Source organism: Mycobacterium sp. IDUB_24 (assembly GCF_055419385.1).
The window spans coordinates 877,158-889,088 of record NZ_JBVAXO010000002.1; the positions used below are offsets into that span (position 1 = coordinate 877,158).

Consider the following 11,931-nt stretch of genomic DNA (forward strand, 5'->3'; position numbering starts at 1 on the left):
GTTTTCAAACTATGGACAACCTGTGAAAATGTGCTTTCGGATCCGAGATCGGTTCACTGTTAGTTAGCGGGATAATTCGTCCCGAGGGGCGGCGGTGCGCAACAGGATCACGAATAGCGCTGTGCGACAGCGGGATTAGCGGTTCACAGCGGCATCGCCGACAACTATCCGGTGTCTCGCTGGGGAAATTGGCCGGTGCTGCCATTTCTCAAGAATTGGTCGGCGCAGCGAACGCATGAACGTTTTTGCGATCGGGTGTTTCCAACATCTGGTTGGGTCACGCGCTAGGCTACGGACCCGCGTTGGCAACGACTCGAACCGGATACGGGGATTCGGTACCGTGCGTCGTGGGCGACGTAGCGCACATTCTTTTCCGCGTTCTAAGTATGTTGATCGACGCTTTGCTGATCGATCGCATCGAGAGAGGTGAGCCAACTTGGCCGAGACACCAGTCACCCCGATTGCCGTTGTCGGCATGGGCTGCCGTCTGCCCGGGGGGATCGACTCACCGGCCGGGTTCTGGCAGGCCCTCCTGCGGCGTGACGACCTCGTCACGAAGGTTCCGCTCGATCGTTGGGATGCTGACGAGTACTACGATCCGGAGCCCGGAGTTCCTGGTCGTTCGGTGTCAAAGTGGGGTGCGTTCCTCGACGACGTCGCGGGATTCGACGCAGACTTCTTCGGTTACGGCGAGCGCGAGGCGCCGTCCATCGATCCGCAGCACAGACTCCTGCTCGAGACGTCGTGGGAGGCCCTCGAACACGCGGGCCTGGCCCCGGCGGACATCTCCGGTTCGTTGACCGGCGTCTTCCTCGGCATGACGCACAACGACTACCAGATGGTCGCCGCCGAGGCCGACGCGCTCGACGGTGCCTACGGCTTCGCCGGGACGAACTTCAGCTTGGCGTCGGGCCGCGTCGCCTACGCACTGGGTGTGCACGGACCCGCGCTGACGGTCGACTCAGCGTGCTCATCGGGCTTGCTGGCGATTCACATGGCGTGCCGGAGCCTGCACGAGTCGGAGAGCGACCTGGCCCTGGCCGGCGGCGCTTCGCTCCTGCTCGACCCGAAGAAGATGGTGGCCGGCTCGGCGCAGGGAATGTTGTCGCCCACCGGTCGCTGCCACGCGTTCGACGTCGGCGCCGACGGGTTCGTCTCGGGCGAGGGCGTCGCGATGGTGCTGCTGAAGCGTTTGGCCGATGCCGAGCGTGACGGTGACCGGGTACTGGCCGTGATCCGCGGGACCGCCGCCAACCAGGATGGCCGCACGATCAACATCGCGACCCCTTCGGAGGAGTCGCAGAGCGCGGTTTACCGCACTGCACTGGCCGCAGCCGGGGTCGACCCGGTCACCGTAGGCATGATCGAGGCCCACGGAACCGGAACACCCGTCGGCGATCCCATCGAGTTCGCCAGTTTGGCCGCGGTCTACGGCACCGAGGGCCCGTGCGCCCTCGGGTCGGTGAAGACGAACATCGGGCACGCCCAGTCGGCATCCGGGGCGATCGGTCTGATCAAGGCCGTCCTCGCCCTGCAGCACGGTGCCGTTCCGGCCAACCTGCATTTCACCGAGTTGCCCGAGGCGATGGCCCGGCTCAACAGCTCACTGGTCGTCCCGACCGATCTGATGCCGTGGCCGGTCGACGGGGAACACCCGCGCCGCGCGGCCGTGTCGTCCTACGGGTTGTCCGGTACCAACGTGCACGCGGTGCTCGAGCAGGCGCCCGCTGCCGGGTCTGAGCCGGCCGGTGCGCCGGATAGTGACGGCGAGCCGATGATGTTCCCGGTGTCGTCCACCTCGGCCGACGAACTTCGTCGCACCGCGGGCCGGCTGGCCAACTGGCTGATCCACGAGGCCGGCGAGCAGCCATTGCCGGATCTGGCCTACACGCTGACGAGGCGCCGGGCCCACCGGCCGTTCCGGACCACGGTGACCGCGGCGACCACCGACGAACTCGGTGCGGCGCTGCGCGAGGTCGCCGAGGGCGATGCGGTCTACGAGCCGGCTGTCGGGACCGGCGAGCGCGGACCGGTGTGGTTGTTCTCCGGCCAGGGTTCGCAGTGGGCGGGGATGGGTGCGCAACTGCTTGCCACCGAGCCAGCCTTCGCGGCGGCCATCGCCGAACTGGAACCTCTCATTGCCGCAGAGTCGGGATTCTCTGTGACCGAGGCGATTTCGGATTCCGAGCCGGTCGAGGGCATCAACCGGGTGCAGCCGACGATCTTCGCAATGCAGGTCGCACTCGCTGCCGCACTGAAGTCCAGGGGAGTGCAGCCCGGAGCGGTGATCGGCCACTCCATGGGCGAGGCCGCAGCCGCCGTGGTCGCGGGCGCGTTGTCGCTGCAGGACGCTGTGCGCGTGATCTGCCGGCGGTCGGCACTGATGACCCGCATCTCGGGTTCGGGTGCCATGGCCTCAGTCGAACTGCCTGCACAGCATGTGTTGTCCGAACTTGCCGCGCGCGGCATCAAGGACGTGGTGATCTCGGTGATCGCATCGCCGAAGTCCACTGTGGTCGGCGGGACCACCGAACGCATCCGAGAGCTCGTCGCCGACTGGGAACAGCGCGACATCATGGCCCGCGAGGTCGCGGTTGACGTCGCGTCGCACTCGCCGCAGGTCGACCCGATCCTCGACGATCTCGCCGAGGTGCTCGCTGACCTGACCCCGCTCACGCCCACGGTGCCGTACTACTCGTCAACCTCTTACGACCCACGCGACGAGCCCTACACCGACGCCGACTACTGGGTCGACAATCTGCGCCACGCCGTGCGGTTCTCGGCCGCGGTGCAGGCCGCTCTCGAAGACGGTTACCGGGTGTTCGGTGAGCTGGCCCCGCACCCATTGTTGGTCCACCCGGCCCAACAGGTTGCCCGGAGCCTGGACATCAACATCGCGGCACTGCCGAGTATGCGACGCGAGACCGAGATGCCCTCCGGTCTGCTGCAGTACGTCGGCGACCTGCACAGTGCAGGTGCCGCCGTCGACTTCGGGACGTTGTACCCGTCGGGCGCCCTCGCCGACGCGCCACTGCCCACCTGGACTCGCCTGCCCCTGACCGTCAGCCGGGACGCACGCGAGCACCTTCCGGGCGGTGGACATCTGCTCAGCGTCCATCCGTTGCTGGGGGCGCATGTCGTCCTTCCCGAGGATCCCGAGCGCCACGTCTGGCAGGCCGACGTCGGTGTCGACGCCCAGCCGTGGCTGGCCGATCATCAGGTTCACAACGTGGCTGCGCTTCCGGGTGCCGCGTACTGCGAGATGGCGTTGGCGGCGGGCCGCTCACTGTTGGGCGATGCCTGCGAGGTGCGTGACATCACCTTCGAACAGATGCTGCTGCTCGACGACGAGACCGTGATCTCGGCCGAGGCGAAGGTGAACCCCGAGGGCGCGGTGGAATTCCTGGTCGAGACGGCCGGGGAACGCGAGCAGATCCGGCGTGCGGCGGCGGTGATCGTCGAGGTGGAGCGCTCCGATGCCCCGGCCCGGCACGATCTCGCCGAACTCAAGGCGACCCATCCCCGTCGCGTCGAAGGGGACGCGCTGCGGAAATGGTTCGGGGACAAAGGGATTCAGTACGGTCCTGCGTTTTCTGGTCTGGCCGCGGCATACACCGCCGACGGGCCCGTCACCAGTGTCCTGGCCGAGGTGGCCCTGCCCAGTGCCATCCGGTCCCAACAGGGTGCCTACCAGATCCATCCGGCCCTGCTCGACGTGTGCTTCCAGTCCGTGGCGGCGTACGCCGAAGGTGAGGCCCCCGGCGGTCTGCTGCTCCCTCTGGGTGTGAAGAGCCTGCGCGCATCCGGTTCTACCCGTGCGGCGCATTACTGCCTGCTCCAGGTCACCAACGCCGACCCCGCCAACGTGGAAGCCGATCTCGACCTCCTCGATGAGGACGGCGACGTTCTGCTCAGCGTTCGCGGCCTGCGGTTGGGCACCGGTATGTCCGAAAGCGGTCATCTGGAACGCATCTTCAATGAGCGGCTGCTCGCCGTCGAGTGGCACGAGCAGGACCTGCCGGAGGCGCAGACATCCGGGACGGGCAAATGGTTGTTGATCACGTCCGACGCCTCGGATCTGCTGACCACCGAGTTGGCCGATGCACTCGAACCCGATCTCGGTGACGTGTCGACGGTGGTCTGGTCTGAAGGGGCGAACCAACCGACCAATGCCGATTCGCTGCGCAAACACCTCGGTGCAGAGGCCTACAGCGATGTGGCCTTGGTCCTGGCCGGCGCGGCGGCAACGGGGGACCGGCAATCGGCTTCCCGGGGTCTTGAGCTGGTCCAGCGTGTGGTTCACATCGTGCGTGAACTCATCGACGTCGAGGATCAGGCGCCTCGCCTCCATCTCGTCACGCGTGGCGCGCAGGCGGTGCTACCCGGCGACGCACTCAACCTCGACCAGATCGGGTTGCGCGGATTGCTCCGCGTGATCGGCAACGAGCAGCCGCAACTGCGTGCGACTCAGATCGACGTCGATGAGCGCACCGATCCCAAAGACATTGCCCGCCAACTACTCGCGGGAAGTCCTGAGGACGAGACCGCCTGGCGTGACGGTCAGTGGTATGCCGCGCGGCTGGGGGCCAGCCCGTTTGCCGCCGGTGAGCGGCACTCAACCATTGTCGACATGTCCACCGATGCCGTCCGCCTGAGCATCCGTACCCCAGGGGATTTCAGTTCCCTGGAGCTCACCACCTTTGAGCGGACCGCGCCCGAGGCCGGGTGCATCGAGGTGCGGGTCAGCGCGTCGAGCCTGAATTTCGTCGACATCCTGGCGGCCTCGGGCCGGTACCCAGGTCTGGCCGAGCAATCCGCAACGCTGGGCCGTGATTTCGCCGGAACTGTCACGGCGGTCGGCCCCGATGTCACCGACCACAAGATCGGCGATCGGGTGGCCGGTGTGGCAGCAACAGGTTGCTGGGGCACGTTCGTCACGTGTGCCTCCGACCTTGCCGTCGCACTGCCCGCCGGGTTGGCGATGGACAGAGCCGCCGCAGTACCCACCGCGCATGCCACGGCGTGGTACGCGTTGCGAGAGCTGGCGCGGATATCGGCACAGGACAAGGTGCTGATCCATTCGGCGACCGGTGGTCTCGGTCTGGCTGCGATCGCGGTCGCACGCGAGAGCGGAGCCGAGGTGTTCGCCACCGCGGGCAGTCCGGAGCGTCGACAACTGTTGCGCGACATGGGCATCAAATACGTCTACGACTCGCGCACGCTGAGCTTCGCCGACGAAATCAGACGTGACACCAACGGATACGGTGTAGACGTCGTCCTCAACTCGGCGGGGGGATCGACGCAACGTGCCGGCCTGGAACTGCTCGCCTTCGGCGGCCGGTTCATCGAGACCGGAGTCGCCGACGTTCGCGGTGATGCCACCCTCACGCCGGCGATGATCCGAGACGGCTTGTCGTTCCACGCGGTCGATCTGTCGTCGCTGAGCCAACGCAGGCCAGACGCGGTTCGTCGCGTACTGCAGAACGTGTTCGGCAAGATCGGTGACGGCGCGCTGCCGCTCCCGGAGGTCAGCACCTATCCGTTGACCGAATGGACGGCGGCGATGGAACTGATGGGTGCGGCCGAACACACCGGCAAGCTCGTCTTGGAGATCCCCGAGTCGGGTTCTGACATGGCGGTGGTGCCGCCCGAACACGCACCGGTCTTCCGAGCCGACGGGGCGTACGTGATCACCGGCGGACTGGGTGGCCTGGGACGGTTCCTCGCCGAGAAGATGGCGTCGGCCGGCTGCGGCCGGATCGTGCTCAACGCCAGGTCCCAGCCCTCCGCCGAAGCGACGGCGGATCTCGACCGGATGCGGGTTCTCGGTACCGAGGTCGAGGTGGTCACCGGCGACATCGCCGACCCCGCCACTGCCGCGGCGCTGGTGTCGGCGGCAACGGCCACCGGACTGACGCTACGGGGTGTCCTGCACGCGGCGGCTGTCGTCGAAGATGCCACGTTGGCCAACATCACCGATGACCTGGTGGCCCGAGATTGGACGCCAAAGGCTGTGGGTGCGTGGAACCTTCATGACGCCACGCGGTCGGAGTCGCTGGACTGGTTCTGCTGCTTCTCCTCGGCCGCGGCCCTGGTCGGCTCACCCGGGCAGGGTGCGTACGCGGCGGCCAACAGCTGGTTGGACGGATTCACCCGGTGGCGACGAAGTGAGGGACTGCCGTCGAGCGCCATCGCCTGGGGTGCGTGGACCGAGATCGGCAAGGGCACCGGATTTGCCGAAGCCTCCGACTCGGCGATCGCGCCCGACGAAGGTGCCCATGCTTTCGAGACGATGTTGCGGCACAACCGTGGATACGCCGGCTACACGCCGATTGTGGGGGTGTCCTGGCTAGCCGACTTCGCCAAGCGGGTCCCGTTCGCCGAATCGTTCCGTCCCGCGAGTTCCGGCGATTCCGACGCCAGCGGCTTCCTCACCGAGCTGTACGCCACTCCGCAGGACGAATGGCCTTCGCGGTTGCGCCGTCTGGTCTCCGACCAGATCAGCGTGTTGCTGCGTCGTTCGATCGACCCCGACCGTCCGCTGGCCGAATACGGCATCGACTCGCTGGGCAACCTCGAGGTACGTACAAGGATCGAGACCGAAACCCGGGTGCGGATCAGCCCGGCGGACATCACGACCGTTCGTGGGCTCGCCGACAAGCTGTGCGAGAAGTTGATCGCCAATGCCGACACGGAGCTGACACCGACGGCTTGATGCCGAATTCGGTTGAGTTTATAGAGGAGTCACGTTGCTGTTAGGGTCCGTTTCGATCGGTTCGATCGAAGAGTGGGAAGCACCGCCCGGTTCTGCCGTTTCCTGGCGAGCCTCGCCGGCCTCGTGCGCCAAGGCGGCCGAAGCGCCCGTCAGTGACATCCCGGTCAGCTACATGCAGGCCCAGCACCTGCGCGGGTTCGTCGATCAGCGAGCCAAGGGCTTGGACTACTCCCGTCTGGTGATCGTGACGTGTGATATCCCAGGGCAATGCGATATCAGGGCAATGACCTATGTGGTCAATGCCCATGTGCGCAGGCATGACACGTTCCGCAGCTGGTTCGAGTACCACGATGTCCACAACATCGTGCGGCACACGATGCCCAATCCGGCCGACATCAAGTTCGTGCCCACGCGGCACGGCGATCTCACGTCAGAGGAACTGCGGCAGTTGACGCTGTCGACACCGGATCCGTTGCACTGGGATTGCTTCACCTACGGCATCGTTCAGTACCCGGATCGGTTCACGATCTATGTGAGCATCGACCACCTCCACATGGATGCGACGTTCGCGGGGGTGACTCTCATGGAGTTCCACGCGATGTACACCACCCTCGTCGGTGGCGGTGCGCCGCTGGCACTTCCGGAGGCCGGCAGTTACGACGCCTTCTGCCTGCGGCAGAAGGAGCTGCTCGGCTCCTTGACACCGGACTCGCCGGAGGTCACGGCCTGGGCCGATTTCGCGTCGAGCAACAACGGCAGCCTGCCGGACTTCCCGCTGCCCCTGGGTGATCCACTCCAACCGTGTGGAGCGGAGATGTGGGTCGAGACCCTCATGGACGAGGAGCAGACCGCTCAGTTCGAGTCATTGTGCGTCGATGCCGGGGCCCGCTTCATCGGCGGCATGCTGGCCTGCACCGGGCTGGCCGAGCATGAGTTGACCGGGGCGGACACCTATTACGGGCTGACTCCGAGTGACACCCGCAAGACCACCGCCGATCTGATGACGATGGGCTGGTTCACCGGGCTGGTCCCGATCACCGTTCCCATCGCGGGCCGGTCTTTTGCCGAATCGGCCGTTGCGGCACAGAAATCCTTCGACGCCGGACATCAACTGGTGGACGTCCCGTTCTACCGGGTGCTTGAGTTGCGGCCCGAACTGGATTGGCCCAGGCCGAATTTCCAGGTGATCAACTTCCTGGATGCCGGGGCGGCGCCACTGTCGGTGCTGCTCACCACCGAGCTGGAATCAATGCGGATCGGCATGTTCAGCGACGGCGTGTACTCGTACCAGATGACGGTGTTCCTGGTGCGATTGAAGGACCGCACGGCGGTTTCGGTGGTCTATCCGAACAATCCCGAGGCACATGAATCGGTCGGCCGGTACGTCAAGGTGCTGAAGTCGACGTGTGCTCGGGTGCTGGAAAACCTCGGCGCAGGGTCGCGCAGGTGAGTAGCGGAATGAAGTCAGAACAGGAAGGCACACTCGATGACTGAGTCGACACTCAACAGCGTGCTGCGTGATCGGGCGAGCATGCAGCCGAACGACGTCGCCTACACCTTCGTCGATTACGAACGCGACTGGGACGGCGTAGAGGAGACCCTGACCTGGGGTCAGCTCTACCGGCGCATCCGAAATCTGGCGGGGGAGCTGCAGACTCACGCCGCGGTCGGTGACCGCGCGGTGGTCCTCGCGCCGCAGAGCCTGGACTACATCGTCGCGTTCCTGGCGTCGCTGGAAGCCGGCGTGGTCTGTGTCCCGCTGTCGACGCCGATGATCGGCGCGCACGACGAGCGCGTCACCGCAGTCCTCCGGGATGCCGCACCCGCGGTCATCCTCACCACATCCGCCATCTCCGAGACGGTGGCGCCGTATGCGGTGGCGCAGGACGGCAATCCGGCGCCTGTCCTGCTCGAGGTCGACAAACTCGACCTCGATGCCCGCAAAGCGGTTCGCTTGCGGCGCGAAGCTGCGCCGGCGACCGCCTACCTGCAGTACACCTCCGGCTCGACGCGGATTCCCGCGGGCGTGATGGTGTCGAATCGCAACCTGACGGCCAACTTCGAACAGATGATGGCCAGCTTCTACCCGGACTACAACCGGGTGCCACCGGCCGACACGACGGTGGTGACGTGGCTGCCGCTGTACCACGACATGGGAATGATGGCGGGTATCGTCGCGCCGATCCTGGGTGGATGGCGCACCGTGATGATGAGTCCGTTGGCGTTCCTGGCCCGGCCGGCACGCTGGATGCAGCAGCTCGGCAGTGTGACCACCGGCTTGACCGCCGGACCCAACTTCGCCTTCGATCTGGCTTCGGCCAAGACCACCGATGACGATATGGCGGGTTGCGACCTGGGGAACGTGCTGAGCATCATCAGCGGCGCCGAGCGCGTTCACCATGCCACGATCGAACGCTTCACCAAGAAGTTCGCCGCATTCAATCTGCAGGGCAAGGTGATCCGGCCGTCCTACGGTCTGGCCGAGGCCACGCTCTACGTCGCGACACGCGAGCCGGGGAAGCCGCCGGTGGTGGCACACTTCGAGCCCGAGAAGCTCGCCGCCGGGCACGCCGAGCGCTGTGCTGGCGGAACCGCTCTGATCAGCTACGGGACCCCGCAGAGCCCGGCGGTAAGGATCGTCGATCCCGAAACCCTCACCGAGATGCCCGCCGGGATGATCGGTGAGATCTGGGCGCAAGGCGAGAACATCGCGGCCGGATACTGGAACCGGCCCGAAGAGACGCAGGCGACATTCGGCGCGACGGTCGACGGCGTACCCGGCGGAACATGGCTGCGGACCGGCGATCTGGGCTTCATCTCCGAGGGCGAGTTGTTCATCATCGGCCGGGTCAAAGATCTCCTGATCGTCCGCGGGCGCAACCACTACCCGGACGACATCGAGGCCACGGTGTCGGCGATCTCCCGCGGGCGCGTCGCCGCGATTGCGGTGAACCACGACGAGGAAGAAAAACTGGTCGCCGTCATCGAGGTCAAGAAACGTTCCGACGAAACCCCGGAGGACCTGTCCGAGCGTCTCACATTGATGAAACGCGAAGTGATCTCCGCCATCTCGACGACGCATGGACTCAACCCCGCCGATCTCGCACTGGTCGCTCCCGGCTCGCTCCCGATCACCACCAGCGGCAAGGTCCGCCGTCAGGCAAGCGCGGAGCTGTACCGTCGGCAGGAGTTTGCGAGGTTGGACGCCTGATCGGGCCTGACCCGAAGCGCTGAAAACACCATGTGGGCAACCCTTTTACTGATGGCCGTCGCGGTCAGCCTCGAACCGGTGCGGATCGGGCTGACCGTGCTGATGCTGAACCGGCCGCGACCCGTGCATCAGTTGCTGGCGTTCCTGTGCGGCGGGTTCCTCATGGGCCTGGTGGTCGGCGGGACGGCGTTGCTCGTCCTCGACGCCGCACCGCTGGCCGCGGGCACGCTCACCGTGCCGAGGATGCAGATCGGGATCGGCATCCTCGCCTTGGTCGCCGCCGTGTTGGTGGCCGCCAACGTGGGTTCGCGCCGCGCCCGGCCATCACAGCTGGAGGCAGAGGAGTCTGCCGCCGGCAGGGTGGCACTCGCAGCGCCCCGAGTGGGGCTGCGCGGCCGGATACGTGCGGTCATGCAAGGCAATTCACTGTGGGTAGCCGGCGTGAGCGGGTTGGGTATCGCATTGCCGTCGGTCGACTACCTGGCGGCACTGGCCGTAATACACGCCTCCGACGTGGCGCCCGGAACACAGGTGGGTGCGGTGATCGCCTTCAACCTGGTGGCCTTTGCACTCGTGGAGATCCCACTCCTGAGTTACCTGATCGCCCCGCAACGTACGCTGGTGTGGATGACCCGCGTGCACACCTGGATCCGTTCCTGCACGCGGCGTGATGTAGCGATGATTCTCACTGCGGCTGGGGCTTTGTTCATCACTATCGGCCTGCTCGGGATATGAGCGACGGCATGACACCGCCGATGGGCGGTGCTCAGGAGGGAGACGGCGGGATGCCTGGAGTCAACGGAGGACATCGGCGTCGCGAAGCCGTCCGCGCGCGGCGCCGGTCACGAGACGCCCTCCGCCGGGTGCCCCGAGGCCTGCTGGCCGGATCCTTTGCGGTCGGTCTCGTCGCTGCGGGAACGGTGTTCGGTGCCGGAACCGCCTCCGCAGAAACCGCGCTGATCTTCGGTGGCGCTCGTGGACCCGGCATTCCCTGGGATCAGATCACCAACCGGGTGGGGCGCGGCTATTACCCGAATGCGAACCGGCGCATCGTCGAGTATCCCGCCGGAATGGTGTATGGCCGCTTGCCCGACAAGTTGTGGCCCGGCAACGACATCTCGACCGACAGCGTGGGCCTGTCGGTGGACACCGGTGCCCGCAACCTGAAGGCCGCGTTGCAGGGCACCCCCGGCCAGACCGTGGTGGTCGGCAACTCCGAGGGGGCCCTGGTACTCAGCGAGGCGCTGGCGCGCCTGTCGCAGGATCCTGGTGCGCGCGCTCCAGAAGGCGTGTCCTTCACCCTGTTCGGCCCGCCGCAGGCGGTCACACCGTTCAGCCACTCGGTCCTGTCGTCGCTGACGCCGGGGACCTACATTCCGCTGATCGACTACACCGTGCGTGGTCCGGTGGAAAGTCAGTACGACACAACCATGGTGGTGGGTGAATACGACTTCATCGCCGACTTCCCCGATCGGCCGGACAATTGGCTGGCGTTGGCGAATTCTCTTGTCGCCCTGGAGTATCTGCACACCGAAACGTCGTACTCCACGCGTGAGGACGTGCCACTGCAGAACGTCGTGGTCACGGTCAACTCCAAGGGAGCGGCACAGACGACGTATTTCCTGCCGACCAAACTCCTCCCGCTGACCAGGCCGCTTCGTGACAACGGAGTTCCCAACGAACTGGTCGACCAGCTCGACGGCGTGTTGCGGCCGATGGTGGACGCCGGATACTCACGTAACGACTACCCGGGGGCCCCGGCGACCGGTATCGATCCCGTGGCCCGGGCCAACGTCGAGGACTGGTTGCGGCAGGCCGGCACCGGCCTGTCCGAACTGCCGCCACAGCAGGCGCCCGCGCCGCAGCCCACGATCAAGCTGAGCCGCACGGACCAGGAGAACATCGACAAGGCGGTGCAGGGCATCAAGTTGAGCCCCACTGATCAGGCCAACATGGACAACGCCGCTCAGCAGGTCAAGAACCTGTTCCCCGGTATCGGCTAGCC

General features: G+C 66.0%; 5 protein-coding genes. All 5 read left to right on the plus strand.

Annotation, left to right across the window (positions count from 1 at the left end; translation table 11 throughout):
* Positions 1 to 436 precede the first annotated feature (436 nt).
* The 5 genes from pks2 to ACZYZF_RS11945 are packed head-to-tail and all read left to right on the plus strand — an operon-like array spanning position 437 to position 11,929.
* The gene (gene pks2 / locus ACZYZF_RS11925; protein WP_463745855.1) at positions 437 to 6,715 is read left to right on the plus strand and encodes a sulfolipid-1 biosynthesis phthioceranic/hydroxyphthioceranic acid synthase; all 6,279 of its coding nucleotides are present in this window, start codon (positions 437 to 439) and stop codon (positions 6,713 to 6,715) included.
* 34 nt (positions 6,716 to 6,749) lie between these two features.
* Positions 6,750 to 8,165 carry a condensation domain-containing protein gene (locus tag ACZYZF_RS11930; protein ID WP_463745856.1) on the plus strand — a complete coding sequence of 472 codons (1,416 nt, stop codon included), beginning with the start codon at positions 6,750 to 6,752 and terminating at the stop codon, positions 8,163 to 8,165.
* Between the two features lie 36 nt (positions 8,166 to 8,201).
* The gene (locus ACZYZF_RS11935; protein WP_463745857.1) at positions 8,202 to 9,926 is read left to right on the plus strand and encodes an AMP-binding protein; all 1,725 of its coding nucleotides are present in this window, start codon (positions 8,202 to 8,204) and stop codon (positions 9,924 to 9,926) included.
* 30 nt (positions 9,927 to 9,956) lie between these two features.
* Complete coding sequence (locus tag ACZYZF_RS11940) at positions 9,957 to 10,661, plus strand: GAP family protein (RefSeq protein ID WP_463745858.1); 705 nt, start codon at positions 9,957 to 9,959, stop codon at positions 10,659 to 10,661.
* A complete protein-coding gene (locus ACZYZF_RS11945) occupies positions 10,658 to 11,929 on the plus strand; it encodes a PE-PPE domain-containing protein (protein WP_463835797.1) in 1,272 nt (423 codons plus the stop codon). Before ACZYZF_RS11940 ends, ACZYZF_RS11945 begins: the two co-directional genes overlap by 4 nt.
* The last annotated feature ends 2 nt before the right edge of the window (positions 11,930 to 11,931 follow it).

Coding starts and splice junctions, on each gene's coding strand:
- ACZYZF_RS11935 (WP_463745857.1), top strand. CDS start 8,202: ATGACTGAGTCGACACTCAACAGCGTGCTGCGTGATCGGGCGAGCATG.
- ACZYZF_RS11940 (WP_463745858.1), top strand. CDS start 9,957: ATGTGGGCAACCCTTTTACTGATGGCCGTCGCGGTCAGCCTCGAACCG.
- ACZYZF_RS11945 (WP_463835797.1), top strand. CDS start 10,658: ATGAGCGACGGCATGACACCGCCGATGGGCGGTGCTCAGGAGGGAGAC.